The organism is Methylobacterium sp. J-118 (genome assembly GCF_057836565.1).
Window position 1 is genome coordinate 2627427 of sequence record NZ_JBYQFA010000001.1, and the last position, 25539, is coordinate 2652965.

Sequence of the window (25539 nt, forward strand, 5' to 3'; positions counted from 1 at the left end):
GCAAGGCTAACCCCACGCCTACCACCGGTCAGGGCTGGCTTCCGACCTCGCCGCACGGTTCTGTCGGGAGAGATCGTAGAGCGCATTGCCGACTAACCCGGCCACACGGCGTAGGCTGGCTCCTTCGCAGGTCGCGGCGATCTGCACCCCGAGTTTGCGGGTGTGACTGCGCCCGTAGAGATAGATCGCGAGCCGGGCTCGTGTCGCCTCGGGGATGCCGCAGAGTTGATCGGACAATGCCTCGGGCCCTGCGCGGTAGAGCTGGCTGAGCGTATCGATCGGCACCGGGCAGTCACCGGCCGGATCCTCGGCGCTGACGGGATAGGCACTGTTCACGGCGGCAACTGCAGGCTGACCGTGAGCAGGGTGCTGGTCTTATGGTTAATGAAATCTTTCTGTACGGAAGGTCCGCTCAACCGCCCCGCATCGTCACCGACCCATCATCGGGATCGACCGCCTCGACGTGCGGGCCGCCGATCCCGATTGCGCCGACCACAGTCTTGAGTTCGCGATTGCACGCTGCTGCGAGGGCGTCGTCCGAGACAGTAGGCATAACGAGCAGAAGGCTGCGCACCAAGACGGACACGACGGTTACGCTCATGGTTGGATGGAAAGGCGCTCCATCCCGGTCGGGCTCGAAGGCAGTGACGAGCTTGTCGGCGATCAGCATGTCGAATCGCCCCAGTTCAGCCCGGGATCACGTCCGGCACGATCCGCGGGATCAGGAAGGTAACGCCCATAGTCGTATTGCGACGCCACACGACCTTGACTGGCAGTGCGGTGCTGGCCCTGCCGATCGAGAGATCGAACGTGTGCGGCACTTTCATGCCTGCGGCGAACAGGATGCATGCGCCGTTAGAGCTGTGGTTGAGCACCAGGCAGGGGGATTGAACGGGGGTGCCCGCGAACGACGCGCGTCCCTCCAACGTTGACGTTACACGAAGCTTGGCGCGGCGCTCTAACATCACGATGTGCTACTGAAATGAGATCATCACGATGGCACGTGATCCTTAAATCTTTATAGCTGATGATAATAATCGCAGGGTTAGCCAATTGAACTTGGACCAATGGTGCAAGGCGCGCTACCGTGGCCGCCTTCTATAGAGCGCCCCCTCAGCACTCATTGATCCCACGTCGACTCGCTCACGTGCTACATCGCATCCGTCGCTCCGGCTCGGATGCCGAACGGCGCAGTGCCGAACCACGTCGTCACGGGATCCGGCCCGTCACCTCATTATGAACGCATCGTCACCGAGCCGTCGTTGGCGTCGATTGCCTCGACGCGAGGGCAAGTGAGGCCCATCACGCCGACAGTGTTGTCGAGGGCGTGGTTGCACGCGGCAGTCAGAGTGTTGCTGCACCGAGTTGGCATTACAAACAGGATTTCGCGCAACAAGCGAGCTACGACGGTCTCTCGGGACAAATCGTCAAAGTCCGCGCCATCGCACGCGTACACGAACGCCGAGGCTACGTTCTCGGCGATGATATGCGCAGCGCTTTCAAGGCCTAAAACCTGCATCATCGCGGTATCGATAGCAGCAAAAATACAAATTCGCTCTTGAATATGATTGCATTTTGACGCACGTCCACAGAATATGCGCCTTCAACAAAGGCAAGTGCATCGTGGACAAGAAACTAAGAACCATCGTAGCTGCTGCCAACGATTATTTGGAACTCACGGCTGACCTGGTCTCGGCCTATGTGTCCAGAAATTCGGTACGACCGGCCGATATGGCGGAGCTGATCACCAGTACGCACGCTGCGCTCACGGGGCTTGGCAATACTGGCGCACTTGCTGCTCTGGCCACTGAGAAGCTCACAGCCGGCCAGACCCGCAAGTCGATCACGCCGGACGCGCTGATCAGCTTCATCGACGGCAGGCCGTACAAGACGTTGAAGCGCCACCTCACCGGCAACGGTCTGACGATCGAGGAATACCGTAAGCACTATGGCCTGCCTAGGGACTACCCCTCCACAGCAGCAAGCTACTCGGCGCTTGCCAAAAGCCTCGGTCTCGGTCAGCAGCGTGAGAAGGTGGCCGAGCCCACCGAGACCGTGTCTAACAAGGCGAAGCGTGCCGGCCGGCCGCGCAAGGCCAAGGACCCGGCAAACAGCTGATGCCGCGCTACTGCGTGAGCCGCAGGGCGCCGATGCTTGCTTGTATCTGCTGGAAGGCTGAAATAAGATCATCGGACGTATTAGCAATGAAAAATTGATTTGCTGATGATGCGCAATTTTTTAATAAATTTTGTCCTGCCGTATCGATTGGATCAGAAGGAATGCTAAATCCGATCGTGTAAATTGAGATATTAGTCGCTTTCGCATTGGTGCACGCTTGTGCGGTCAGTGCGTCAAGCGCGTTCCTAGAACTCGTCGTGTCGTTAATGTTTTGGTTCGTCGAGGGCAGACGCGGGTTCGGTGTCGTACCATTGGCGTTCTGAAAGTAGCCGGCAGCAAAATACATCGAAACGTTTGGGGAGTATGGGTTTGTTGCCCAGCTATTTGTTCCATCTGTCATTAATATTATGATCTTATTGATAGTTGTTGCGCTCGAGCTATTGGAACTCGAAGAGTAAGCGCTTCCATCAGCAAAAACGCTAATTGGCGAGAGCGTTCGCCAGCCCCACATGAAGCCCTCGTGGATGTTGGTCGAGCCCAACGGCGCCATGTTGTTGATCAGGGTCTTCAGCGTAATCGTATTATTCGTCAGTCGCTGCAACGGCTGCGTGGTGCACCCGAAATTAGGGCCATTCGGGACGCCAGTTGAGGTGTTCGAGCTTGTTGGAGCTGGGTTGGCGGGGCTAACATACTTACACGCTCGGCCTTCGGCGGCGTTAAAAGATGTTCCAGACGGCATTATCGGGCAACTGCCAGACTTGCTGCTGTTGTCGTCATCAATGTAGCTATTGAAGCTATAGTATGTATTGCCATTGACGTTGAAACCCGCATATGTATTGCTGGAGTCGCCAGGTTCGTCAGGAGCCAGCAACGGTATGTAGTAGGAGTCTTTGTTGCCGCTGGCCGGTGCTCCATCTTGTACGTTCAAAGGATATGGCAGCGTTTCCAGGCACCCCGCCCAACCCCAGCCGGAGTAAGCTGCTTTCAGCTTTGTGAAGATATCGAACCGGCTCGTGAAGCTCGAGCTGCTCGGAGAGAGTATGTTGGTCCAATGCAAACTGGATTGTCCGGTTTGATCGATCCAGGAAGCATATCTGTACGTTGATGGATCAACGGCCACCGCAGCAGCGAACGGCACGATCGAGATCCTAGTTGCGCTCGAGAAGGCGCTGTTGGTGTAGACATAGCTGACGAAGTTCGTCGCAGCAGTTTGAACCGCCTGCAGCTTCGTCTGCCCACCGCTCGACTCGGCCATTGATCCCGTATTGTCGAGCACGAGGGCAATCTCGAATGTTTTGGGTAGTGGCGTGGCGCATTGTGATTTGGCGCCCGGATTGATGACTGTCGTCTTCGTGAGCTTTCCGAAAAAGACCGACGATTGCTTGTGCGCCGTCAGAGTGATCTGGCGCGGGTTGCTGGTGATCACCAGAGGATCGACCACGAGGTTCGGCGCCCCCATTGCTCCGATCATCGCCGTCTGGGCTAAGGCGTTTAGATCCGACGTCGAGGTCGTGAGCGGCGTCTGGCAAAGGAGGAGTGCAGTGCCGTCCGTCGCGGCTTGTAGCTTCGTCTCGACCCGGGTTGCGAAGCCGTAATCAATCGCCGCCCCACCGAACATAAGCATCGGCACGCTGAGGAACGCGAACAAGATAGCGACATTGCCGCCGCGATCCCGGGCGATCCCGTTCCAAGCCCCTTGCCGCAGTTCATCAGGGTGTTGAGCCATTGCACGCCATCGCGTTGGAGGCCGGCACTACGACCTCGGTGTAGGTGTTCGTTCCATAGGTCTTGCCGCCCCGCGCCGGCCACGGGACGCTGGTCGAGAAGGTAATCGTGCTGCTGACGCCCTTTGCGAGTTGGATCAGCGCTCCCCCAATCATCGGGGTGTAAGCGATGCTGACCTCAGCGAAAACATAACGCATGCCCGCGGTCTGGTAGCCCGGTGGCACAGTCAGGCCAGTGGCTGTCCCTGTGCTGCGGGGGCTGGCATTGGCGTTGGCGACGCTAGAACAAACGGTCGGGATCAGGTTCGCACCATTTAGCCCAACGCCCATGGCGCTGACTACGATTTTTACCGTCGAGGAATTGAACGGGCGCATTACTGTGGTGGCAGAGGCGACGATGTCGTTCATCAGCGTCGCGCTGATCGGGTTTTGCGTGTCGCCTTGTCCGGTCAGATCAGCGACCGTGCGAGCGAGCAGGGTCAGCTTGCGCCATTCGTCGATTGCATGCGCTAGTTCCGTCATGCCCGCCCAGATGGCGAGCAGGACCGGCAATATCACGGCAAATTCCACGGCGGCGGTCGCACGGCGGTCGCGCCACATGCGCCCAGCCCGGCGAGCGAAGCACCTCAGCACGGGCTCGTCCCGACAATTTGGTACGGCTCGGTGCGGAACACCGCCGTCGAGGTGAGAAGGCTCGATCCGGCATCCGTGCCGCTGCTGAACTTTCGCGTGTTCAACCCCATCAGGTTGAAGAAGGTCGGGAACTGCACGGCGGCGGTGACGATGACGATCGTGCCCGGTTTGGCGCAGGCATAGTTGGTCCCGAAACTCGTGCTCCACGTCCCCGTCGTGGCGTTGATCGGCGTCGACGCGGTGGCGCCCGCGAAAGTGCTCGACGTCGCGACGTCGATCTTGACCGCTTGGCAATTGAAAACGTTGACGATGGAAGCGGTCGCCGGCCCGCACATCGTCGTCTTCAGGGCCGCCAGCAGGGTTGCGGCATCGGTCTGGCCAGCATTGGCGATCTGGAATTGTCCGGTGAAGATTGTGCGGACCGCATTTTGCAGTGCACGATCAAAATTCTGTGTCGCCCAGATTTGAAACGCGACCTGGAAAACTGAACCGCACAGCGCCAGAAACGGCATCGCCACGAAAGCGAACTCAACCGCCGCTGCTCCGCGCTTGTCACGGAGAAAATGCAGGCGCTCAAGACGACGGAGATGCTTGAGTGGCATCGAGAAACCAGCTGTGTACCAGCGAAGTAATATTCTGCGCTGTCACGCAAATCATAACGGCAGCAATAGTTTACATTTGGTTAAAAAACCTATCTAACACCACATCCTGACGAAATTTAACGTTCAAGTTTCTAAACGGTTGCTGGGAGAGCAGGTAATTGTGTTCCATTCATATGAGGATCTTACAGGATCCCGCTCCCTGAGCGCCCCTTGAATGCGTTCGTCCGCCGGATGTAGCGTGCTTGTGGCCGAGCCAAAATCCAGGAGGATTGCACCGTGATGCTCTCGTCCCGTTCACCCGCTACGATCAGCGACGAGGGGCGTCACGCGCGCGACCGCGGCGAGCCGATCACCGCCAATCCCTACCCTGATGGCTCTGAGGAGCACCGGATTTGGGAGCGCGGCTACAAGATGCCCGACGCTGAGGCTGGGGAAGCGAACCTTAAGGGCTGAGGTCAACGACGGTCCCTAAACCCCCAGGAACCGCGCCGAGCTCTCAGATGGCCGCGCGTGCAGATACCGGCCCGTCGTTGCCACCGAGGCGTGGCCGAGCGTGGCTTGCACAAGGTGGATCGGTGCCCCACGATCCAGGCTGTGCGAGGCATGGGCGTGCCGCAGCCAGTGAGCCGAGACCTCGCCAGGGAGCCCTGCCCTAGCAGCCGCGGCCTTCATCACCCGGTGGACCGCGCTCGGATCGAGCGCCCCACCCTTCCGCGACAGGAACACCGGCGCGTCGGCCGATACAGATGCCAACTTGTCATCTGCAACCTGCAAGTCGCCTACTCTGCGACTTGCCTCCTCCCGTAGCGCCGTACGCATTTTCCACGTCGCTGCCGACAACAGCACGACCCGGGTCTTGCCGCCCTTGCCGAACACCGTCGCTTGTCCGGCCTCATCGCGGGCCGTGAGATCGCGCCAGCGCAGGCCGCAAACCTCGGAGATGCGCAGCCCGCCGCCGTAGAGCACGGTCAGCAGGACGCGGTTTTGTAGGGCAGCCTCCTGCCGGATCATCAGCAGGGCGTCAGCCTCGGCCATGATGCGCTCGGCCAGGGTGTTCTTGATCGGCGGCACCTTCACGGGCGCGCCGATGTTGAAGCGCAGGAACCCGACCTCCTGCGCGAACGTGAACAGCGACTTCAGGGCCGCGGCCGTCAGCGCCACCTTGGCCAATGAGCCCGGCCGGCCCGCGATGTATTCCTGTAGGTCGCCCATCCGCACCGAGCCGAGCGGCTTGGCGACGTGCGCCAGGAACCGGGCCGCCTCCCGCACATAATTCCGGCGGGTGTGTGGACTGGCGGACCGGGCGAGCCACAGCCGGATCATCTGCGCGTCGTCGTCCGCCTGCTGGGTGGCCGGGCCTCGACGGGCTCGACAAGCGGGACGAGGGCGTTGCTCATGAGGCAAGTGTTCCGAGGATCTGCAGGACGAAGCCAATCAGGATCAGTCCAAAACCGGCTCGTGTACCGCGTAGGAGGGCCAGCGCCTTCCGTTCGAGTCGTGTCTCCTCCAGCATGTGCGTCGAATTCGAGACGATCGACGTGTCGTACATTCGGCGGTGCATATCGCGCCAGATCTGAGCATCGCCGCTTGTATCGGCGACATCCTCCAGCCTCCCGCGCAGACCCTGGACGAGCAGGACCACGACGCCGAGCACGTCGAGTGAAAGTCCCGCAACCGACAGCGCCTTGGCCAGCGTGATCGGGTCGCCGAGCACCGTGAACAGGATCGGGTTGAGCAAGTTCGGCACAAGGTTCGCCTCAACGCAAGATAAAGATACTTACCTAGCGTTCGTGGGGATGCCGGATCGTAGGGAATTCCGAAAGCTTGTAGCTACGTCGGTCCGTGGTTGGTCATGACCTCAGATCGGCTGGCCGCCAGACGCAGCCTCGCCGTCTATTGCACTACCAGCCGCGGTGCGATCGGAGGGTGGGCGAGGCCGGGCAAGCCGTGATGCTATGGCCGCCCGGCCGGTGCGGCGGACGCCTTCTGGCGGGGGCGATGTCCCGTGGATGGGGGCTACGTCCGTGGCCACATGCGTCGTGGGTCAGCTTGCTGACGAACCGGGGCATTCCGACGTCGAACGATCCGACAGGAACGGTACATGCAAGCGGGTGTTGGCCTGCTGACACAGAACGGAAGCGCGGCCGGCGCAGGCTGCTTCGCCCCCCGGGAACAGATACCATGCTGCGGCAGATCACTTGCCTCGGCGCGATGCTCGCCTGCTTCGCGCTGCCCACCACGGGCCAAGCCTCCGAGCGACAGACCTCACAGCCTAAAAAGATCGAGGTGGGCTGGGCAGGAACCCTCGACGGCACGTGGCACTGGCGGCTGCCGGACACGCCAAACGGTCTGCGCCCTACCCAGAGCTGGCACGCAACCGGCTCCGCGCCTGACGGTAGCATCTACGTCGGCGGCATGGATCACAAGACGAACGCAGCCCTGTATCGCATCGACGCACAGGCGGGCACGCTGCGGTACGTCGGTGATGCGCGCTCCGCGTCAGAGATCGCGCAAAACTGGCTGCCCGGGGAGACGGCCCAGAAATTCCACACCCGGCCACTCTGGTATAACGGCAAGATCTACGTCGCGACCATGGATCGCTCGGACCTCGACGCGGGCTACCTCGATCGACGCGGCTTTCACTGGTACGCCTACGATCCCGCCCACGACAGCTTCATGGACCTAAGCGCGTCCGAGCCTAGCGGGAGTGCCGTGCCCCATGGCAATCTCATCACCCTCGCCTCTGACCCAGCCCGCAACGTCATCTACGGCGCGGGCGTGCCGACCGGTGCGATCTATCGTTACGACGTCGCCAGCGGACGCACCCAGGACCTCGGTCGCCCGGCCTCATACAAGCAGCCCTACGTCTACACAGGGCGGGTGATGTGGGTCGACACCCACGGCCGCCTCTATTTCACCGCCAGCAACTGGGATGAACCAACAGCGCACGACCACGTGCACTACTACGACCCAGAGACCGGCTTCGGTGAGGAGAAGGACTGGCTGCTGAAGGACGGCCTAGCCCTGGAGACAGGGCAGTGCATGGACGGCGGTAAGCGGTGCGTGTTCGGAGACGACCGCGGTCACGTCTACCGGTTCGATCAGGATGCGCATACGTGGGCATACCTGGGCCAAGTAGAAACAGGTAAGACGGCGGGCTGGGGCGGTGTCGAGTTCTGGCTTTTTGCGCCGAGCTCTGACGGAAAGAGTGCGTATGTCGGCACCAGCACATCCCCACGGCCGAGTGAAGATACGACGCTGTACCAATTTGAGTTCGCGAGCGGTCGGACGCGGCGCCTATGTACGATGGCCGAACTCGACCCGGCTTTAGAGCATTTGCACGTCCACACCGGTTTCAATGCTTGGGACGCAGCTGGCCGCTTCTACTTCACAAGCTTCGACGGAAGTCCTGAGCACGGGGTTGTCGTCACCCGCATTGATCCCGCGCGCCTTGAGGCGGCATTGGTCCATAGCGCGCGCGTAGTGAGATAGACGCAATCGGCTCGGCCCCGCCGCCCGATCTGATCACAGGCTGGCAGGGGAGGTCGTCGATCTCACCAGCGTTTGGAGCATCCTTTACGCGTGAGGAGCGTTCCAGCGGCGGATCCACTCCAATAGATCCTTCTGCCACTGGCGCCCCCTTCCGCATCGTGGTGCAGAACCATGGGCGGGAGACGGTGAAGACGGAAGGGGGCTGGTCGCTGGTGATCCGTCAAAACACGCGGTGCTGAGTCGCGGGCCCCTGGAAGCAGTGAACTGCCGCCTCGTTTCAGGACTTTCCAACAGGCCGACGCGATACTCCTGCGCTGAGGCAAGGAGAAACTCCATGCGAATGTTTGTTCTCGCCGCGCTTGCTGGTTTTGGCCTCGGCGGTCTGGCCCTTCCCGCCTCAGCCGTGCCGGCTGGCCCCGTAGCCGGCGTCTCCTCGCCTTCCGATATGCTCACCAATGTTCGGATAAGACGTCACCGCATGCGCCGACGCTCGATGATGCGGACGCAGCGGAAGTACCCCGGTGCCAGCTTCGTCCGGAACACCACACGCGGTGCGCCCGCCGGCAGCGGCGGCGGCAACGGGACGACTGGCAGCTACGCCGCGCCCAGCGGGAAGTAGTCTTCGTCTCGCAGATCGTTTTTTCAGCCCGCCCGGTTCGCCGGCGCGGGCTTTTCTTGGTCGGTACCATTAGCAGCCGGACCGACAGGACGCGGATCGGACCAGGATGTCTCTGTCGCCAATCGTCGTCACGCTGATGATCTGCTCGCCGCGCTTGCAGAGCATCGAGCAGGCCGCGGATCCGAACGGCGCGCAGGTCTCAGCCTCTGAGTAGGCCTCGCAGGTATTCTCGCGGCCGTCACACACCCTGCTTGATGCCGCTTCAGGAACCGGCCGCCAACCGATCTCCAAAAGCGTCGCGCGAGCATCGACGTAGAGGGTATTGGGCTTGAACTTCTGAAGCAGTTCAACCGCCTACGCCCCACCGGCAGCGACGACGAAGGCGAGGGCGGCAATGACGTAGCGCGTCCCGGCGAGACGATCTTGGTGAGCGTGGCTGTCGAGGGCGGTCCCGCTACGATAATGTTCGACGCCTCTTCCTGAACCGCACCTTGGTCTGGGCTGGTGAGCGTGGCATGATAGGTCATGGATAGAGCACCTCCTGCCGTCGTCCGGGTCCTGCCCGATCCTTCGAAGCCCGGACGCTTCAAATGGCATCTCTTCGACACCGACGACATGCCGCTGAACCCGGTCATCATGTCGGATGGCACCTACGCGAGTGAGGACGAGGCACGCGCGGCTGGAGAAGAAGCTCTCAATCAACACTTGGGTTAGTCGAGGCAGCACGGATCGCACCATGCCCGTCTTTATAGCCCAGCAGATGACGTTGCCCCCGCCGGACGACACGGTATCTGATACGCACCTCATGATCGTGCTGGCGGACGATGAGACCGATGCTCGTGAGGCCTTCGGGAAGGTCGTCGGGCCAAGCCTGCAGATGAGCGTCGAGGAGCTGCCGCCGGATCAAGTCGATGCCATCCGGAGCCAGCTACAGCCGAAGGTGGTGCAGCCCTACAAGCCCACTCGTCCCTGAGCGTCGGAAGGAGCACAAGCATGATCGATCCGAAGCACCCCGAGACCGATCCCGCCGAGACACCACCGGGAGAGCGCGCCTATCAGGACCTTCCGGTGAGAGGGACGGTAGAGGGTCCACGCTCGTCGGGAGGCACCGAACCGGGCGACATGGGCGCACCTGAGGGCGATCAGGAAGTCCCGCCTCATGAGCATCCTCGTGATGATGGAAAGGGCTATCGCGGTGCCTAAGAAGGCTGCCAGCACATCCGGCGGCACCCGCAGCGAGACCGGGACGGCCTTGACCTTGGACTTCGGGCGACCGCCGAGACTCTTGAACGCCGCGGCCATCTCGGCGGGCAGGCCCTCGCCGTTCGGACGTAGATCGGCGATCTCCGCATCCGTCAGCTCGGGATTGTCGGACACCTCGTCCCAATCCTCCTGGCTGTAGTCGGGGTTCGGCGCGTAGCCGGACGCGGCCGGGTCATCGACGACACGTCACTTGACCGGCCGAACACACCATCGCTCAGCCAGCGACGGGCAGCCGTCGGAGCGCTGCGCACACGGCGTGACACACGGCTAGATCGTCCTCAGGTTCGCCACCCGACGAGCCGACGCCGCCCACGATCTCCTCGCCGACCAGCAACGGCAACCCACCCGTCAGAGGCAGGCGTCTTGGGAAGGCGAGAAGCGCTGCGTTCGTCTGGATCGCCGCCTGAAGGTCCTCGGTCGATGTGCGCGTGATTGCGGCGGTTCGAGCCTTCAACCAAGCCGCCTCCGGCGTGTGCAGTCGCGCGCCGTCGAGGCGTTCGAGAGCGAGCAGCACGCCTGCCTCGTCGACGATCGCAAACGCTACCGGAAGGCCGCGCCGTTCGGCCTCAGCGCGTCCCGCAGCCATGAGGATGCGCACGTCGGATGCGTCGAGGCAGGTACGCTGATGCATTAGCCACCGTCGGATTATGGTCGTGTGAAGCGTCGAACCAAGCCCCCCCGGGGCGCCGGCTCCTCCTGCGGATCGTAGGTCTGGCCCTGCTGCGCGGGCATGGGCGCCGAATGGCGAGCGGCGGGGCGTTACGGCAGCGGCTGCGTAGATGGGGGTTCGTTCGCATCGATCCGGTGGCGGTCTCCGTCCTATCTACGCGGTTGCCGTGCGTATCCCGTGATACCACCTGCGGCCTCTGCGAGGTAGTCCATGACAGCGTCAACGAGGTTCCTGTTCGCCGTCGCCGTCGCCTTCGTAACCGGGGTGGCCAGCACGAGCGCGTACATGTCCCGCGGCGACGCTCACAGGTATGTCGCGGAGGCACCACACGTGGCCGTGCCCACCCTCTCCGAGCGCCTGCGGGCTGAAGCCCACGGGCAGCCGCTGCCCTGGTCGGATCCAGTCAAGCTTACCGCCGTGGCGCCCGCACCCCCGAAGCTTCAGTTTACCCCTGGTCCCGCCGAGGTGCCCGGAGAGGGCGCCAAGTCCGTCGCGGATGGGAAGAGGAGTCCCGTCCTGCAAGCCATGCCCGTGCCTGTCCGTCCGACCGACGAGGGCATGGAACGTCACCGGATTAGGCTTGCTGACAGGGGCCAGCACGCCCGCCCAGCGCTGGATGTGGACGGACCTCGGCTCGGGTCCTTGGAGGCGCCTCGGCGCGCCCTCGACGAGGATGGTAGACATGCTCGGTTTCGTGTCGCCGAGGCAGCCGGTCCTAAGCCGAAGCCTCAGCCCGCCCCATCCCGAAATCTGCCATTGCTCCATGCCGTCGACGAGGCCCGGATGGCTGCTCGGCGGCCTGAGCCCCGCCGCGCGCGCTCGCCTGTCCCGAGCCCCTACAGGACGGTGCGGCTGGCAGGTCGCGACGACCTCAATGTGGACGCCCCCTCGCCACGCCGAAGTGTCGTCGCTTCGGACGGTCTGATGCGCTGGCTCTCCGGACCCGGCGGCCAGTTCTGAGCGTTCCTCGCACCCGCAGAGGAGTCCCATCCATGCCAAGGCCATTCCTTCTGCTGCTCTGTGCTTGCCTCGCCCTAGGCTCAACTCAGGCCCTGGCGCAGTCGGCGGCGGAGATGCAGCGGCGCACGGCCACCATCGCAGAGCGCTACCTCGCGATCTGGTCATCGAATGACGGCGACGCGGTCGCGGGCGTGCCGTACATGTACGGGCCGACAGTGCAGTTCTACGGGCGTCCCTATACGCAGGGGCAGCTCATCAACGAGAAGCGCGCCGCCATCAGGCAGTGGCCGTTACGCCGCTACGCCATCCGGCCTGGGACCCTTCGCGTGACCTGCAACATGCCCCAGTCCAAATGCGCCGCGCGCTCGGTCATCGATTTTGTGGTGGCCAACCCAGCTCGGGGTACGCGCAGAGCGGGCTCTGCGCGGTTCGATTTGGGCGTCAGCTACGCAGGCCGGCAGCCGCGCATCCTATACGAGGGTGGGAGCCTGGGTCGTCACCGCGAGGGTTGAGCCAGGAATGGCCTAATGGGTGGGCGATCCGGCGGCTGACCAGCGAGGGACCCGCTCGGGTCAGAGCTGGGGGCTAGGGTGTCCTCTGACAGCACCACCTAATCCGGCATTTCCTTTGACGATTATACCGTTCGCACAAACGATGCCGTAAGCCTTCGCTTTCAACGAACGATGCAAGATATCGCGAGTTAGCACCGTAGGGCCTACCAGGTCACGGACGCGTGAATGTGCGCTACTTCGTCAACACGGCGAACCACGTTACGGCGATAGATGAAGAGGGCGTCGAGTTACGGAGCCTAAGCGCCCTTCGTGACTTACTCCGCAGAGCCTTGACCGAGATCATGCGGGACAAAGGGTGCCAAACCGGCGTGGACGAGTTCACCGCTCAGGCCTACGACGATGTTGGCCGGCTGGTGATGAGCGCACGGGCCAGTTTCTCCATCACAGACCAGTAGGTCCGCTACTTCGCGGCCTTCGGCTTTGTGACCCGCTTCAGCGCTGCATCGAAATCGGCTTCGTCCTCACTGGCACCAGCCTCGCGAGCGGCTTCGATGAACCGGCGACGCTGTTCCTCGGGCGTCAGCTTCTGAGCCCCGAGCTTGCCGGGTGGCTTGGACTTCTCAGATGTAACGGCCATCCGCCATTCTGTGGGTTCAAGAACGGCTGTGAAGCGGCTACGGCCGCCGCGGTTGTCTTCACCAAGGCGACATCTTCGGCCAAGAGTTCGAGCGTGCGTGCAATTCTTTTTGCGGCCGAAAGTAGTGCCGAGTCAAAGATCAGTGACAAGCGCCGTACATCTGGCCACACGAGGTCGGTTCTAGCGTGCATGTCTGTTACTGCCTGTCCTCGAGTCTCCCGGGCGTCAGCCTCTCGGCGCCGAGCTAGGGGGGCTTTGATTTGAGGGGCGTGTCTGTCGGCATCGGTGCGGCCCTTGGATCAGCCTCAATGTAAGCCTTCACAGCGTCGGCAGCAAAAAGCCGCCGGAGATATCACCCCGACGGCCAGAGTCTACCAATAGACTTATTACGTCACCCGTTGACCGCATCACGCCCGCCTTCGGGCAACCTCCGCGTCAGCGCTACGCCATGTGTCAACGATATAATCGCCTTTCCTTTGGGACGGCTGTGTTGCTCGGTCCCAGCCTCAGCGACCCGCTGGAGCGCCTGGATACGATTGTAGCCTGCTTGCGGGTGCAGAGCTTCGACGGGGGGGGCGCCTTGCCCCTATTCAGCCAACTGCAAGGCTGCACGGACCAGCTTGGCCTCCTCCCGCCACGTGTCCCGCTCTGTTCTCATGGCTTCGACGAGGGCGTGCATGTTGCCGGCGTCGATCGCGGTCTCGACGAGCATGTCTTGAGCGGAGGCCAGTTGCTCGCGCAACTCGGCGTTCTCGGCCGCCAGCGCTAGAAGCAGGGCGGCCACGACATCGCTCATTCCTGCTCCCGCACACCCCGAGGTGGCGCGCATAGCTGGGCTCAAGCTTGGCCGCAATCATGCCGATCAGCGCGACTGGGCCGGCGAGGCCGCACCAAGGCCCGCCGTCTCAAGACGATCCCGGTGCTGCTCTTCCGGCGCGCGGCCAGAGCCGATCGCTGAGAGCATGGTGGGGCGGCAAGGTTAACGGATCCTCTACCGCGCTCGGGATGCGCGCACGCCAAACCAGCAGCCAGAGGCGCCGAGGCGGTAGCGGCATAGCCTGAGCCGTAAGCTGAGCGTTTATACGACAACGGCGCAGCAACCTTGAGGTCACTGCGCCGCTGGTCGGGCCGCCTGAGGGGGCAATGACGGCCACGACGAAACGGATACGCCCAGCCCCGCCTTCGCGGGGTGCGCCTGAGCACATCCAGTCGCATGTGGCTCGGTGGTGACACGCATCGACGACCATCTGTGGACGACGTCGGATGCCTCTGATTGGTCAAGGTTCAGGGGCGAGCGTGAGATGCCTTCCCCGATCCGGCATCGCCATGTTCGCCAGTTCCCACGCCTTCATCCACTATCACCGCGAGCGCTTGGCCGTGCTCCTGTCCTCGGCCCTGTTCTTGGCTGGCGCCCTGCCGCTGTTCTGGGCGATCGGCTGAACCTCTCCGCGCCTAATCCCAGAACGAAGAAACACCCCGGGAGCGGGTGCTCCCAGGGTGTCGCCGACCTCGCGGCCAGTTTGATCGAGCTGGGGATGCGAAGGTCAGCCGATCGGCTGCTCTTCGGCGATGAGGGGCGGTGAGGAGGACCAACTACCCCTCGCCCACCATCGCATCTCCCGGCACGGGTGCCGGGAGCAGCGCGACCGGATCTCAGTACGAGCCGAACTTGTAGTTCAGGCCGGCGCGGACGACGGCGAACTCGTCGGAGCGGCGGCCGATGCCGCTGCTGTAGACGGCGGGGAAGTTGCTGGCGGCGTTGATGACGAACGCACCCTGGTTGCGGGTGTTGCGGTCGAGGTTGACGTACAGGCCTTCGACCTTGAGCGTCACGGCCGAGGAGCGGAAGAAGTTCAGGAACGAGTCGGTGGGGAGCGCGTACTCGACGCCGCCGCCGACCGCGTAGCCGGTGCGGAAGCTGTCGTTGCCGGCATAGCCGCCGAAGGAGCGGTCAGCGCTGCCCGAGCCGTAGGCGAAGCCGCCGGTGCCGTACACGAGGGTGCGGTCGAAGGCGTAGCCGAGGCGACCGCGCACGGTGCCGAAGTAGTCGAGGCTCGACAGGCCGCGCGGGTCGGTGACGTAGTAGCCGGGGGCGAGGGCGCCGTTGATGAAGGCGTTGTTCCGGCTGCGGCCGAAGTCGAGGTACTGGGCGTCGGCCTCGATGCCGACGACCACGCCCGAGCCCGGGGTGAACTGGTAGTTGTAGCCGATCTGGGCGCCGCCGGAGAAGCCGTCCTGGCTGCGGTTGCCGAAGGTGGCGGTGGTGCCGGCGGCGGCGTAGGGGGCCGGGACGCCGAAGGTGGAGTTGTTGTTGCTGCGGCTGGAGGCGTCGAACGCGTAGCCGGCGTTGATACCGAAGTAGGCGCCGGTCCAGGTGAACACCGGCACGGGGGTGAACACCGGCGGCGGGGCGGCGCGGCGGGGCAGGTCGGCGGCCGAGGCGGCGGCCGTCAGGGCGGTGAAGGCGGCCAGCGAGGTCAGGAGCTTGGTCATAACGTAAGGTCCAAATTTCGATCTGACGAGAAGGCTACCGGTCCGTCGATGAAATGGCTGTAGTTTTACGGACACACTGCCGGCTGATGACGTGGGACGGTATAGTAAACCATCCATGAACATGCGTTGCACGGTCGAAATACAGTGCGATGTGCACGACCAGGCGGCGTAACATCTCGGCGGTGGTTTGGTTGCGGCACCCCGTGACTTTGGCCCGTGGCTGTTGCCGAGATGCTACAGAAGCGATCCGCCGCCCTGCCACAGAATTGGCCCGCCATCGGGTATTCAGCCCCCTCATGCCGATCCGGCCCGAGCACCGCTTTTTCTATCCGATCGACTGGCGCGAGCTGTCGCTGGCGATCCGCTTTGGTCGGGCAAAGGGCTGCTGTGAGGGCTGCGGACGGCCGCATGGGCGGATGGTCTACCACCTCGGCGATGGGCGCTGGTGGGACACGGACGTCAGGCGGTGGCGTGACGGCTGGGGCAGGCGGATCCGTCTCGGGCTGGGTGCCGGCATCCTCGGCCGCGCTCGCCGGACTTGGGTCGTTCTAGCTGCCGCGCACAGGGATCACGATACCTCGAACAATGCGGACGCCAACCTCGCGGCCTTCTGCCAGCGATGCCACATGATCCACGATCGGCCGGAACATCAGAGGCGACGCTGGCGCACGCTGTTCCGGCGGAAAGCGCTCGGTGACCTGTTCGGGGGCCCCTATGCTTGAGACGACAGCGACGTGATCGTGTGCATCATCGGCACCACGAGGCGGCACCACACCACCGGATGGGACCCTTATCGATGGCGCCTGTTGTCGTGGGATCAGCGGACGGCAGGTGCGCTATCGCTCGTTCAGTAGGCCTGTTGGCCTCCATCAGCATCACGGCCGAGAAGCAGCAGAGCGCCAGGGCGGCAATCCAGAGAACGCCTCTCAGGGTTCGGGTCGTTCGCTTGGACATATCGACGACGGTGACGACCGTCGGTTAGCGAACCCTTGCACGCCCACGATGCATCCGGCGGGCGCTCGGGAGCGGAGCTGCGCGCCGGCGATTGTCGAGGTCCGTGAGCCGGCGCCTGCGGTCTCCAGTCCCGCCGCCGCACCGACCCTCACACGTCAACCAGCGCCATGACCGCCCTTGGCGTTGTCGGGTTGGGGCGTATCCGGCCGGTTGTCGTAGCCGCCGCTCTCGGGACCCTCACCGGCATCAGGCTCGGGGCTACCTGGCGAGTTCGGGCCACTGCTGCCTACCGCCGGATCGAGCTTCTTCAGTTCACCGATCGGCCGGCCTGGCGGCACGGTCCCGAAGGCTTCGCATGCCGCGTCTACATCCGAGCCCATGTTGGCCTCCGTTGAAGTTGTGGGAGGCCAAGGCGCGGGGTCTGACCGAAGTTCCCGGGAGGACTTTTCGGCGGGAGCCTTAGTCCGACAGAACGGCGACGAGCGAGAACGATGTAGCGAGTACGAACGTGCCTACGACGAGGGATGAGATGAGCAACATGGGAGGACTTGGGGGCTGAATGGCTATGCTTCCTCAATGTCTGAGGGTCACCACCAGTTGCAACTTATGTGTGCATAGCCGCTCACCACTTGAGGGCCTTCCCGAACGTGGCTGCGATGCAGGGCCTAGCCAGGTATGGGCATTCACCATCGTATCGGCCGCTCGGCCCCGCCCCGATCTGCTAACGGGGCGGGAGAGCGTCGATATTACGGAACACGCTCAGTGGATCCTGGCGCTCCGCGGCCGTTTCGGAGCTGGCGGATCGTCCTGCAGCGAAGTCGCGAGCTGGCAACCGAGCTCATGCAGGAGGGCATCGATCAGCAGACGGAGGTGAACCGACTTGTCCGCCTCCAGGGTGCGGATCAGCTCACAGGCTTCGATCGCTCGATCAGCAATGCGCTCCAGAATAGCACCTGGCGCCTCGTAGGCTGTGAGGAAGCGTGCCGGTCCATCAATCTGTCCATCGATCCGACTGTCGGTCACGTCGATGACGATCCCGCGCCCACGCATCTGTCCGTCCGCGCCCCGCTTGTAATGCCCGCGCACTAAGATCCAGCGCACGATGCCGGGCGCGGGCATGATGCGGTGCTCCCATACGAACAGTCCGCCCTCCTCGCGCACGCTGCGACGAAGCTCTGGATCTTGGGCGACTTCGTCCGGGTGGAAGATCGAGAAGAGATCCGATCGCGAGATGCCCTCGGCGGTCTCCGCATCCGATAGCCCGTACATTCGACCCATGACCGCATCGCCGCGGATCCGGTCAGCGCCTACGTCCTCTTCCCATACCCCGATGCTGAGATCTGTCAGCGGCAGCGCAGCTGCTGCAAGAGTGTACCCTGGGGACCGACGCGGCATGAGTAACCTATGCCCTTCACAATTCGAGGAGACCGCATCATCGCAACTTTTCGTAGTACCGCAATCGGCGTACTCAACCTGGGGATCACGATGATGACAGGTCCAGGATGGGCGAGCGCGACAAAGGTGACGGCCGCGACATGCCTCTCCCTTCGGGGGAGCAGGCCGCTGCGACACGAGAGCGCGAGGGCAAGCTGCGGACATTAAAGCGCCTCGCCGACGTCCTTGGCAGGCCCGTCGAGGATTTCTTCAAGCCAGGCCCTGACTGCGATGCCGCCGGAAGCAAAGTGAACGAAGGGGAGCGAAGATAAAGGTTGCTGCCGGACCCCGCTTGCACCTTCGCTGAGATCCCGACACCTTTCCGACATGATCCGATCAGAGCTCGTCCTCCGCGTCGCGGAGCAGAACCAGCACCTCTAGGCCCGGGACGTCGAGTGGGCGGTCGATGCCATCCTTGACCGGATCGCCGACGCACTAGCGGACGGTACCCGCGTCGAGCTGCGCGGCTTCGGGGCGTTCACGACGCGAACGGTCAAAGATCGCATCGTCCGCAACCCACGATTCGGCGCTCGTGTGAAGGTGGCGGTCAAGGCGAACATCCACTTCAGCCCGAGCAAACTTATGCTGGATCGGCTTAACCACGTGAAGGTTGAGCAGGAAGGGGGAGGCCGGAACGGCTGCTACGCGCCACCTGATCACGTCCAGTGATTGGAGGATCGCCCTCACCTTCCTAATACGCCCGGGCTCGGGCACGTCCGGCAGCAGGTCGGCGATGGCTGTCAAACAGCTTTAAACATTGGTTCTTCCGTACTTTCGGTGCTGAGCGGTGGTTTGGACGTTGATTCGCATGTTGGCCCGAGGGCAGTGCGATGCCGATCTCGAACCCGTCGTTGCCGTCGGTCCCGGACGGCCTGCACGTCGATGATCTGACGCTGGACACGGCCGGGTTGCTGATCACCGCCCGAACCATGGCAGCCCAAGCCTGCTGTCGGGTCTGCTGGCGTGCGTCAGTGCGGGTGCACAGCAGGTATTGGCGGACGTTCGACGACCTGCCCTGGCAGGACCGGCCGGTGACGTGGCGGGTGCAGGTGCGCCGCTTCCGCTGCGGCCATTGCCCGGGGCGGATCTTCGCCGAACGCGTGCCGGGGCTGAGTGCGCGCAAGGCGCGCCGCAGCGACCGGTTGGCCGAGGCGCAGACCGACATCGGCATGGTGCTGGGTGGTGAAGCCGGCGCAAGGCTGTCGCGGCGGCTGGCCATGCCGGTCAGCGGCGACACCGTCCTGCGCCTGATCCGTCGTCGCGGGACCGTACCGTCTCCGCCGCCGCGGGTGATCGGCATCGACGATTGGGCGTGGCGGCGCGGCCGGTCCTACGGCACCATCGTGTGCGACTTGGAGCGGCGGCGCGTCATCGATCTGTTGCCCGGCCGCTCGTCGGCACCGGTGCGGGAGTGGCTCACCGCCCATCCGAGCGTGACCGTCGTCAGCCGTGACCGTTCGGGACCCTACGCCGAGGCCACGCGCACGGGAGCACCGACGGCGACGCAGGTCGCGGATCGCTGGCACCTGCTCGTCAACGCTTCCGAGGTCCTGCGCGGCATCGTCGAGCGGCACCAGTCCGAGATCCGAGACGTGGCGCACCGCGCCGTGCACGATTCCGCGGGCTCCCCTGATCTGGCGAAGACAGTGCCAACGAACGTGAGCAGCCGGCGACGCGACCGCTGCGAGGCGGCCCTGTGCCTCCACGGCGAAGGTCTGCCGACCAAGGAGATCGCTCGCCGTCTCGGCGCATCCCGCAACGCCGTGCGCCGCTGGGTGCGGGCGGGCCGGTTGATGCCCTACCGCCGCGCACCGGGTTCGAGCCTGCTCGATCGCCATCTCCCCTTCGTCGAGGCACGCTGGCGGGAGGGCCAGCACAGCGCCACCGTCCTCCACCGCGAGTTGCACGCGCAGGGCTTCATCGGCAGCTACGACATCGTCCGGCGCTGGGCCTCACGACGGAGGCAGGATGCGCCCGCGCGATCACCGTCCGCCCGGGTCCCCTCGACGCGCCGCATCACCCGTTGGCTCACCGCCGACCCGGCCGCACTGTCGCGGGAGGATCGCGCCTTCACCGAAGCGCTCTGCAGCGCCGCGCCGAAGCTGAAGCAAGCCGCCAAGGATATACGCGCCTTCGCCGACCTCCTGCGCCAGAACGATCCCACCGGACTGACGCCCTGGCTGGAAGCTGCAGCCGCGACCGATCTCGGCGGCTTCGTCACCGGGCTCCAGCAGGACGAGCCAGCCGTGCGCGCCGCTATCGTCGAGCCCTGGAGCAACTGCCACGTCGAGGGGCAGGTCAACCGCCTCAAGCTGATCAAGCGGAGCATGTACGGTCGCGCCGGTTTCGATCTCCTGCGCCAACGCGTCCTGCATGCTGCATGAGCCGGGATCAGCAAAGCTTGATCGGATGCCAAACCTTCAGCACCGAAAGTGCGGAAGAACCAAAGTCGCACGCTGAAACACAAGCTTCATAAGACGTGAGTCCAAGCAAAGTCTTTACGCGACGTCCAAAGTTGTGGGAGCTCACGAAGTCAGCAAGGTGAGCGCGGAGTTGCTCATGGCTATCGTAGTGGTCGCGCTTGACTGTTGCGTCCTTGATCGTCCGGTTCATTCGCTCGACCTGACCGTTATCCGGCATGATGGCCTCGGTGCCCCTACATTCCGCTGACCATGTGATCGGCGCTATGGTGAGCCCATCCGGGATGTAGGGCACCGGGAGCACGTGAGTGCGGGCAGGCCGACCCTTAAGCTATGGGCTTAGAGTCAGAGCCGTTATCTGGCCGCCCCTGCGGTTCGCCCGGATGCGCTGCGAGCGCGGATCCGTAGTTGCCGTGTTGCCCGCCAGCTCCCGTGATCAAGACACGAGGAGGCAGGCTCATGCGAGTTGTGGGATTGGACATCCACCGCGTCTTTGCTGAGGCGGTGCTGCTGGAGAACGGGACGATCCGGCGTTTGGGGCGGGTCGGGATGAGGCGTGATCACCTGACGGCGTTTGCCAAAAGACCGACGCACGACGGCCACGTCGTAGTCGAGGCGACCGGCAATGCGAGCGCGGTCGCCGAAGTGATCCGGCCCCATGTCGGTCGGGTCGTGATCGCAAATCCCCGCCAGGTGCGCCTCATCGCGGAGGCGCGGATCAAGACCGACGTGATCGATGCGACAGTGCTGGCACGCCTCTACGCCAGCGGCTTCCTTCCGGAGGTCTGGATGCCGAACGAGGCCACCCTTGGGCTCTGACGCCAAGTTACACGCCGGACCCAAATCGTGCGGCAGCGGACGCGACTGAAGACGATCGTACAGTCGATCCTGCATGCCCATCTCGTCCCGCCTTGTCCGCATGCTGATCTGTTCGGGCCACGGGGGCGGCCTTGGTTACTGGCCCAAACGCTCCCTTCCGACGAGAGTGATGCGGTCACCCGGCACCTGCGCAAGTACGACCGGCTGAGTGAGGATCTGAAGGTCGTCCAGCGCGAGCTAGCGCGCGAGGCCCAGGCCGATACCAACGTCACCCGGCTGATGACGATCCCGGGCATCGACATGGTAGTGGCGGTCGGGCTGATTGCCGCGATCGGACCCATCGCACGGTTTGCCGCCCCGGATCGTCTGGTCGCCTATCTCGGGCTGAACCCGAGCGTGCATCAGTCCGGCTCTGGCAAGCCACGGCACGGGCGCATCACCAAACAGGGCCGAAGCCATGCACGCACCATGCTGGTCGAGGCGGCGTGGCAGGCGGTTCGGGGACCTGGACCGTTGCGCGCCTTCTTCCAGCGCGTCTCGGCTCGCCGCGGGCCACACGTTGCGGCGGTGGCGGTCGCGCGCAAGCTCGCGGCGATCATCTGGCATCTGCTCAAGCGGGGTGAGGATTACGCGTGGGTGCGTCCAGAGCTGCACGCCAAGAAGCTGCGCGAGTTGGAACTGCGTTCGGGTGAGCCGGCTCGTCGCGGCCAGCGTGGGTCAGCCTACGCCTACAACCTAACCCGCATGCGCCAGGACGAACGGCGACGCGTCGAGCAGGCGGAGATTGCCTATCGGCGGCTGATCGAGGGTTGTAGCCGACGTGGGCGGCGGGTGCCCACGGGTCCCGCAAAGGAGGAGCGACTATGAAGACGGCGCGGCCGGCCTTGCACCTCAAACCCGGCTCTTCGTCACGTGGTCACCCGTGGGCGGCAGAAAAATAGCACGATCCGCGAGGAAAGGGGCTGTTCAACCTCATCCGTGGTCCAGGGGTGACGCGGCCTTGTTAGCCGATGGTCGATGTCGTTGCGAGCGCAGGCAGACTCGACGCTGTGGGCTCGGAACGTCTGGCCGGCTGCGCTCACCCGACCGGCCCCGCCGGCCAAGCTACCCGTGGAGCAAAAGCCGACCCTGCACTAACTTTGAGTCCGGACCACCCGGTGGGAGCCGATCATTTACGACAAACGGCCAATATTTATCTTCAATCTCAAACTATTCTGGATGGTATCCTCAAAATTTTGACTCTGCGTCGTAGTTTAGTATGATAGGCCTCGTCGGTATTTGGGCGCCCAATCAGACGTAAACGGCCGAACTCGAAGCAAATCGAGCCCGGGCCGATGGATCCATTCTTCCCGTCGGCGGTAAGATTTCACCGCCGACGTACTTAGTGACCTCGACTATTGGCGCTGCCCGTTCAGCTCCCTGATCCGGGCATCGAGAACGAGGCGCAACTCCCGGATCTCGGTGTAGGCGGACTGCGCCCGCTCGAAGCCCGCGAGCCCGTCGCGACGGATCTCCTCGGTCAACTGCTCGATGCGCCTGACGGCAGCGAGGAATGTCGGGGCCTGATCGTGTGTCGGTATCATGGGGGTCTCCAAAAACTGGCTCAATGAGCGGTAGGATGGGAGTGGGGTTCGACCCGGACTGGCATGAGGCCGTCCGTGAATTGCAGCAGCAGGCGTGAGCCAGCAGGCGCCCTGCCGGCCCCGGTGATGACCGTTCCGGTCTCGGCGTCGATCACCAGCGCGAGGGACGCTTCAAGATCGGGGTCCTGGTCGGCAGCCAGGATGGTCGGCTCGGCCACCGCCTGGAGCGGCGCGATGCCGTGAGCGGCGGTGATCGTCGTCGCTGCCGCGAGTGCGCCAAGCAGGGCGTGCTCGACCTCCCGATCGAGGTGCCGCAGCCGCGCATGCGCCTCGGCGGCGAGATCCTGTAACGCCGCCTCGAACGCTTTCGTGGCTCGAGCCAGAGCGATGCGGCCCGCCTCCAGCAGATCGTGCGCGATCGCATCGTCGAGAGAAGCGAGCGCCCGCTCGGCACGCGCGCTAGTCTGCTCGACCAGATCCCGGACCAGCCTCGCCGCCGCTGTCGGGGTCGGCTCGGAGCGGGCGGCGACCTCGTCGAGAGCGGTGCGCACCGTCCCGGCATGCCCGAGCCCGACGATCAGGTTGGGGATCCGCTCGGCCGTGGCCGCCCTGGCCACGTCGAGGGTGTTCAGGATGTGGAAGGCGAACGAGCAGCCCCCGCCCCGGACCAGCACCGTCGCCGACAGGCCCCGCGCAGCGTGCAGCTGCGCGGCTCGCTCGAGCGCGGCGACCAGCGAGGCTTGCGCGCCGGTCCCTTCGAACGTCGCCCAGAGCCAGTGGACGCGCAATAATCCCATCTGTTCGAGGGCTTGAAGCTGGTGGGCGACGTCCCTGCGGGCCTCGCCGTGCTCCGAGGCGATCACCGCGATCTCGCATGGATCCTCGGAAGCGTCCCAGGTCTGCGGTCCAAATCGCAATCCGCTCGATCGCAGGAACGCAAGCGCCCGGTCGCGGGAGAGCGCTGCCGAACGCGCGGTCTCCTCGACCCCCTCGAGAGCGACGACCTTGGCCTGGACGCCCAAGCCCTTGCCGAAGCGATGGCGGATGCCGGTCCGCAGCGTCAGGACCACGATGCTGTCGGCGAGGGATGCCGGATCGAACGTCGCCCCGCGTTGCTCCCGGATGACGGCGAGTTCGGAGGGGTTCAGCCGAGCCGTGAGGCGCGGAGGCTCCGCAGTGAGGACTGCATCGGCCTCGCCGAGCATCAGGAGACAGCTGCCGTTGCCGGCGGGCTCGACGGCGATGACACAGGCACGGACGGTGTGCTCGCCCGCGAGACGCTGCCGCAACCAGCCCACGAGGTCGCGTAGCTCGAGGATCGGCAGGCGATCGACCGGCTTATCCGGCTGAGGGGGCCCGGGAGGCGGGTCGGCGGTTATGGGGGCAGACAGCCGGCGATGTCCGGGCGACGCATAAGCGATCGTGCCGGGGAACAGATGGTGACGCATGGGGAGGCGGATCTCGTGCGATGGCGTAATGTGTTCCGACAGGACACGGCTTGTCGGCTTGATCGGGTGCGCCGGCCGCCCGGGATTGGGGCAGCGGGCGCCTGACATCGGCTCAGCCCTCGGACAGCGGCACCCGGCGTAGGATGGGAGCGACCGGGGGGAGCGCCTGGGCGATCGCCGCGAGGCGGGGGTAGCCGGCGAGCCGCAGTTCGCGCTGCAGGATGGCCTCGAGGTGCGCGATCAGTTCCACCGCGCCATCGACGGTGAGGTGGGCGAGATCGCACAGCACGGTCGGACGGTGCGGCCGCACCACCAGGATCGGCACCGGGAAGACGCAGAGCCGTCGCAGCAGCTCCTCGTCGGCGAGGGCATCGAGGTCGCGAACCCCGTTGAGGACGACGATCAGCGCGTCGAGGGTGCCCCACTCGTACTGGTCATAGGCACCGTCGAGGGTATGGTGCAGATCGACAACGGCTTGCGGCCCGTCGAACGCGACCGGGAAGCGCAGCAGCGTCAGCAGGCCCCGCGCCTCCCAGTCTGCCAGCCGCACGCTCGCCTCGCGTGGGCGACCATCCTGCGGCTCGATCATCGCGACCCGGCGCAGACGGTCGATCTGCGGCCGCGTGCCCTGCGTGGCCATGAGGCCGTCGGCGGACAGCCTCGCCCTGATGGCGTCATCCCTCTCAGTCCGGGCCCCCACCACCTCGTCGTGCTCGAGGTCGAGATGGAGATCTTCGATCCATCCGAGCAGGTCACCGTCCGGGGCGACCGTGACGTTGAGTTCCACGACGTGCTCGACGATGAGGTCGTTGGGACGGAGAGGATGGCCGGTCTGGGCCTCGATGCGCGTGACGAGTTTCGGCGGGAGCACGGCCGTGAGCCGGCCCCGCCGTGCCGAGTGCGTGGCGCGGAGTTCGCATCGCCAGCCGGCGTCGTGGGGGCGTGGCTCCTCGACCATCGCGCAGATGCGCAGCGGCGTGCACTGGCGCGCGGAGGCGCTCGGCCCCCCGCTGGCGGGGAGGTCGGTCTCGTGTGTCATGTCGATATCCTTGGGATGTGAGGGAGGTGTGAAGACGCCTCACCGGCCATGCGCAGGCTGCGGTCGCCCGCCTCGCGTCGCCTCTCGTCCCGTCCTCGTGGGATTTTTCGTGGAACGCC

General features: G+C 64.3%; 27 protein-coding genes and 4 pseudogenes. 10 read left to right on the top strand and 21 right to left on the bottom strand.

Annotated elements, in window-relative coordinates:
* Window positions 1–18: 18 nt before the first annotated feature.
* From AC3IF3_RS12565 to AC3IF3_RS12580, 4 genes are all read right to left on the bottom strand, one after another.
* Window positions 19–336: a hypothetical protein gene (locus tag AC3IF3_RS12565; RefSeq protein WP_489229021.1), complete on the bottom strand. Its 318-nt coding sequence runs from the start codon at window positions 334–336 to the stop codon at window positions 19–21.
* Window positions 337–412: 76 nt separating this feature from the next.
* Complete coding sequence (locus AC3IF3_RS12570; protein WP_489229022.1) at window positions 413–670, bottom strand: hypothetical protein; 258 nt, start codon at window positions 668–670, stop codon at window positions 413–415.
* Window positions 671–686: 16 nt separating this feature from the next.
* Window positions 687–965: a PilZ domain-containing protein gene (locus tag AC3IF3_RS12575; protein WP_489216177.1), complete on the bottom strand. Its 279-nt coding sequence runs from the start codon at window positions 963–965 to the stop codon at window positions 687–689.
* A gap of 269 nt (window positions 966–1234) precedes the next feature.
* Complete coding sequence (locus AC3IF3_RS12580; protein ID WP_489229024.1) at window positions 1235–1522, bottom strand: hypothetical protein; 288 nt, start codon at window positions 1520–1522, stop codon at window positions 1235–1237.
* 101 nt (window positions 1523–1623) lie between these two features.
* Between AC3IF3_RS12580 and AC3IF3_RS12585 the strand changes: the two genes are divergently transcribed.
* A complete protein-coding gene (locus AC3IF3_RS12585; RefSeq protein ID WP_489229026.1) occupies window positions 1624–2118 on the top strand; it encodes a Ros/MucR family transcriptional regulator in 495 nt (164 codons plus the stop codon).
* Between the two features lie 7 nt (window positions 2119–2125).
* Here AC3IF3_RS12585 and AC3IF3_RS12590 read toward each other — a convergent pair whose 3' ends face one another.
* The 3 genes from AC3IF3_RS12590 to AC3IF3_RS12600 are packed head-to-tail and all read right to left on the bottom strand — an operon-like array spanning window position 2126 to window position 5077.
* Complete coding sequence (locus AC3IF3_RS12590; protein WP_489229028.1) at window positions 2126–3844, bottom strand: TadE/TadG family type IV pilus assembly protein; 1719 nt, start codon at window positions 3842–3844, stop codon at window positions 2126–2128.
* Window positions 3828–4412, bottom strand: coding sequence for a TadE/TadG family type IV pilus assembly protein (locus tag AC3IF3_RS12595; RefSeq protein WP_243966569.1), 585 nt, complete (start codon window positions 4410–4412; stop codon window positions 3828–3830). The genes AC3IF3_RS12590 and AC3IF3_RS12595 overlap by 17 nt, the downstream gene beginning before the upstream one ends.
* Window positions 4413–4468: 56 nt before the next feature.
* Window positions 4469–5077, bottom strand: coding sequence for a TadE/TadG family type IV pilus assembly protein (locus AC3IF3_RS12600; RefSeq protein ID WP_489229029.1), 609 nt, complete (start codon window positions 5075–5077; stop codon window positions 4469–4471).
* 279 nt (window positions 5078–5356) lie between these two features.
* Here AC3IF3_RS12600 and AC3IF3_RS12605 point away from each other — a divergent pair, with 279 nt between their 5' ends.
* Complete coding sequence (locus AC3IF3_RS12605) at window positions 5357–5530, top strand: ribosome modulation factor (RefSeq protein WP_489220318.1); 174 nt, start codon at window positions 5357–5359, stop codon at window positions 5528–5530.
* Between the two features lie 15 nt (window positions 5531–5545).
* Here the strand turns inward: AC3IF3_RS12605 and AC3IF3_RS12610 are convergent, their stop codons facing one another.
* Window positions 5546–6346, bottom strand: a complete 801-nt coding sequence (locus tag AC3IF3_RS12610) for a tyrosine-type recombinase/integrase (RefSeq protein WP_489229030.1) — start codon at window positions 6344–6346, stop codon at window positions 5546–5548.
* Window positions 6347–6470: 124 nt separating this feature from the next.
* Complete coding sequence (locus AC3IF3_RS12615) at window positions 6471–6824, bottom strand: hypothetical protein (protein ID WP_489229032.1); 354 nt, start codon at window positions 6822–6824, stop codon at window positions 6471–6473.
* A 434-nt stretch (window positions 6825–7258) separates the two neighbouring features.
* Here AC3IF3_RS12615 and AC3IF3_RS12620 point away from each other — a divergent pair, with 434 nt between their 5' ends.
* Window positions 7259–8569 carry an NHL repeat-containing protein gene (locus AC3IF3_RS12620; RefSeq protein ID WP_489229034.1) on the top strand — a complete coding sequence of 437 codons (1311 nt, stop codon included), beginning with the start codon at window positions 7259–7261 and terminating at the stop codon, window positions 8567–8569.
* A gap of 1355 nt (window positions 8570–9924) precedes the next feature.
* The gene (locus AC3IF3_RS12625; RefSeq protein ID WP_243966575.1) at window positions 9925–10161 is read left to right on the top strand and encodes a hypothetical protein; all 237 of its coding nucleotides are present in this window, start codon (window positions 9925–9927) and stop codon (window positions 10159–10161) included.
* Here AC3IF3_RS12625 and AC3IF3_RS12630 read toward each other — a convergent pair.
* Entirely contained in the window at window positions 10140–10565 is a 426-nt protein-coding gene (locus tag AC3IF3_RS12630) for a BrnA antitoxin family protein (protein WP_489216186.1), read from the bottom strand. The genes AC3IF3_RS12625 and AC3IF3_RS12630 overlap by 22 nt on opposite strands.
* A 100-nt stretch (window positions 10566–10665) precedes the next feature.
* Window positions 10666–11082, bottom strand: a complete 417-nt coding sequence (locus AC3IF3_RS12635; protein ID WP_243966577.1) for a GlcG/HbpS family heme-binding protein — start codon at window positions 11080–11082, stop codon at window positions 10666–10668.
* Between the two features lie 1112 nt (window positions 11083–12194).
* Here AC3IF3_RS12635 and AC3IF3_RS12640 point away from each other — a divergent pair.
* Together AC3IF3_RS12640 and AC3IF3_RS12645 are read left to right on the top strand one after the other, a co-directional pair.
* Window positions 12195–12593, top strand: a complete 399-nt coding sequence (locus AC3IF3_RS12640; protein WP_489229036.1) for a hypothetical protein — start codon at window positions 12195–12197, stop codon at window positions 12591–12593.
* 227 nt (window positions 12594–12820) lie between these two features.
* A complete protein-coding gene (locus AC3IF3_RS12645; protein ID WP_489231288.1) occupies window positions 12821–13048 on the top strand; it encodes a DUF6894 family protein in 228 nt (75 codons plus the stop codon).
* 5 nt (window positions 13049–13053) lie between these two features.
* Here the strand turns inward: AC3IF3_RS12645 and AC3IF3_RS12650 are convergent, their stop codons facing one another.
* The 3 genes from AC3IF3_RS12650 to AC3IF3_RS12660 form a co-directional block, all read right to left on the bottom strand.
* A complete protein-coding gene (locus AC3IF3_RS12650) occupies window positions 13054–13230 on the bottom strand; it encodes a hypothetical protein (protein ID WP_489229038.1) in 177 nt (58 codons plus the stop codon).
* Between the two features lie 586 nt (window positions 13231–13816).
* Window positions 13817–14026, bottom strand: a complete 210-nt coding sequence (locus AC3IF3_RS12655) for a hypothetical protein (protein ID WP_489229040.1) — start codon at window positions 14024–14026, stop codon at window positions 13817–13819.
* Between the two features lie 857 nt (window positions 14027–14883).
* Window positions 14884–15723: an outer membrane protein gene (locus AC3IF3_RS12660; protein ID WP_489216192.1), complete on the bottom strand. Its 840-nt coding sequence runs from the start codon at window positions 15721–15723 to the stop codon at window positions 14884–14886.
* Between the two features lie 296 nt (window positions 15724–16019).
* On the opposite strand from AC3IF3_RS12660, the gene AC3IF3_RS12665 reads away from it, so the two are divergent.
* Entirely contained in the window at window positions 16020–16445 is a 426-nt protein-coding gene (locus AC3IF3_RS12665) for a hypothetical protein (RefSeq protein WP_489229042.1), read from the top strand.
* A 387-nt stretch (window positions 16446–16832) separates the two neighbouring features.
* Here AC3IF3_RS12665 and AC3IF3_RS12670 read toward each other — a convergent pair whose 3' ends face one another.
* Both AC3IF3_RS12670 and AC3IF3_RS12675 read right to left on the bottom strand, forming a co-directional pair.
* Window positions 16833–17057 carry a hypothetical protein gene (locus AC3IF3_RS12670; protein ID WP_489229043.1) on the bottom strand — a complete coding sequence of 75 codons (225 nt, stop codon included), beginning with the start codon at window positions 17055–17057 and terminating at the stop codon, window positions 16833–16835.
* A gap of 379 nt (window positions 17058–17436) precedes the next feature.
* On the bottom strand, window positions 17437–17955 hold the full coding sequence (locus AC3IF3_RS12675) for a PAS domain-containing protein (protein WP_243971891.1): 519 nt from the start codon (window positions 17953–17955) through the stop codon (window positions 17437–17439).
* A gap of 483 nt (window positions 17956–18438) precedes the next feature.
* Here AC3IF3_RS12675 and AC3IF3_RS12680 point away from each other — a divergent pair.
* Window positions 18439–18780 (top strand): annotated as a pseudogene (locus tag AC3IF3_RS12680) (HU family DNA-binding protein).
* A gap of 182 nt (window positions 18781–18962) precedes the next feature.
* Complete coding sequence (locus AC3IF3_RS12685) at window positions 18963–20495, top strand: ISL3 family transposase (protein ID WP_243971897.1); 1533 nt, start codon at window positions 18963–18965, stop codon at window positions 20493–20495.
* 7 nt (window positions 20496–20502) lie between these two features.
* On the opposite strand, the pseudogene AC3IF3_RS12690 reads toward AC3IF3_RS12685, so the two are convergent.
* Window positions 20503–20742: pseudogene (locus AC3IF3_RS12690) on the bottom strand (hypothetical protein); the annotation flags it as partial.
* A gap of 248 nt (window positions 20743–20990) precedes the next feature.
* Between AC3IF3_RS12690 and AC3IF3_RS12695 the strand changes: the two are divergent.
* Window positions 20991–22217, top strand: a pseudogene (locus tag AC3IF3_RS12695) (IS110 family RNA-guided transposase).
* 95 nt (window positions 22218–22312) lie between these two features.
* On the opposite strand, the pseudogene AC3IF3_RS12700 reads toward AC3IF3_RS12695, so the two are convergent.
* From AC3IF3_RS12700 to AC3IF3_RS12715, 4 genes and pseudogenes are all read right to left on the bottom strand, one after another.
* Window positions 22313–22426, bottom strand: a pseudogene (locus tag AC3IF3_RS12700) (IS481 family transposase); the annotation flags it as partial.
* 318 nt (window positions 22427–22744) lie between these two features.
* On the bottom strand, window positions 22745–22933 hold the full coding sequence (locus tag AC3IF3_RS12705) for a hypothetical protein (protein WP_243971889.1): 189 nt from the start codon (window positions 22931–22933) through the stop codon (window positions 22745–22747).
* A 20-nt stretch (window positions 22934–22953) separates the two neighbouring features.
* Window positions 22954–24231 carry an exodeoxyribonuclease VII large subunit gene (locus AC3IF3_RS12710; RefSeq protein ID WP_489231289.1) on the bottom strand — a complete coding sequence of 426 codons (1278 nt, stop codon included), beginning with the start codon at window positions 24229–24231 and terminating at the stop codon, window positions 22954–22956.
* A 262-nt stretch (window positions 24232–24493) separates the two neighbouring features.
* Complete coding sequence (locus AC3IF3_RS12715) at window positions 24494–25420, bottom strand: hypothetical protein (RefSeq protein ID WP_489229045.1); 927 nt, start codon at window positions 25418–25420, stop codon at window positions 24494–24496.
* Window positions 25421–25539 lie beyond the last annotated feature (119 nt).

Coding starts and splice junctions, on each gene's coding strand:
- AC3IF3_RS12570 (WP_489229022.1), bottom strand. CDS start 670: ATGCTGATCGCCGACAAGCTCGTCACTGCCTTCGAGCCCGACCGGGAT.
- AC3IF3_RS12575 (WP_489216177.1), bottom strand. CDS start 965: ATGTTAGAGCGCCGCGCCAAGCTTCGTGTAACGTCAACGTTGGAGGGA.
- AC3IF3_RS12580 (WP_489229024.1), bottom strand. CDS start 1,522: ATGATGCAGGTTTTAGGCCTTGAAAGCGCTGCGCATATCATCGCCGAG.
- AC3IF3_RS12590 (WP_489229028.1), bottom strand. CDS start 3,844: ATGGCTCAACACCCTGATGAACTGCGGCAAGGGGCTTGGAACGGGATC.
- AC3IF3_RS12600 (WP_489229029.1), bottom strand. CDS start 5,077: ATGCCACTCAAGCATCTCCGTCGTCTTGAGCGCCTGCATTTTCTCCGT.
- AC3IF3_RS12605 (WP_489220318.1), top strand. CDS start 5,357: ATGCTCTCGTCCCGTTCACCCGCTACGATCAGCGACGAGGGGCGTCAC.
- AC3IF3_RS12620 (WP_489229034.1), top strand. CDS start 7,259: ATGCTGCGGCAGATCACTTGCCTCGGCGCGATGCTCGCCTGCTTCGCG.
- AC3IF3_RS12625 (WP_243966575.1), top strand. CDS start 9,925: ATGCCCGTCTTTATAGCCCAGCAGATGACGTTGCCCCCGCCGGACGAC.
- AC3IF3_RS12635 (WP_243966577.1), bottom strand. CDS start 11,082: ATGCATCAGCGTACCTGCCTCGACGCATCCGACGTGCGCATCCTCATG.
- AC3IF3_RS12640 (WP_489229036.1), top strand. CDS start 12,195: ATGCAGCGGCGCACGGCCACCATCGCAGAGCGCTACCTCGCGATCTGG.
- AC3IF3_RS12650 (WP_489229038.1), bottom strand. CDS start 13,230: ATGGCCGTTACATCTGAGAAGTCCAAGCCACCCGGCAAGCTCGGGGCT.
- AC3IF3_RS12655 (WP_489229040.1), bottom strand. CDS start 14,026: ATGAGCGATGTCGTGGCCGCCCTGCTTCTAGCGCTGGCGGCCGAGAAC.
- AC3IF3_RS12660 (WP_489216192.1), bottom strand. CDS start 15,723: ATGACCAAGCTCCTGACCTCGCTGGCCGCCTTCACCGCCCTGACGGCC.
- AC3IF3_RS12665 (WP_489229042.1), top strand. CDS start 16,020: ATGCCGATCCGGCCCGAGCACCGCTTTTTCTATCCGATCGACTGGCGC.
- AC3IF3_RS12670 (WP_489229043.1), bottom strand. CDS start 17,057: ATGGGCTCGGATGTAGACGCGGCATGCGAAGCCTTCGGGACCGTGCCG.
- AC3IF3_RS12675 (WP_243971891.1), bottom strand. CDS start 17,955: ATGGGTCGAATGTACGGGCTATCGGATGCGGAGACCGCCGAGGGCATC.
- AC3IF3_RS12705 (WP_243971889.1), bottom strand. CDS start 22,933: ATGATACCGACACACGATCAGGCCCCGACATTCCTCGCTGCCGTCAGG.
- AC3IF3_RS12715 (WP_489229045.1), bottom strand. CDS start 25,420: ATGACACACGAGACCGACCTCCCCGCCAGCGGGGGGCCGAGCGCCTCC.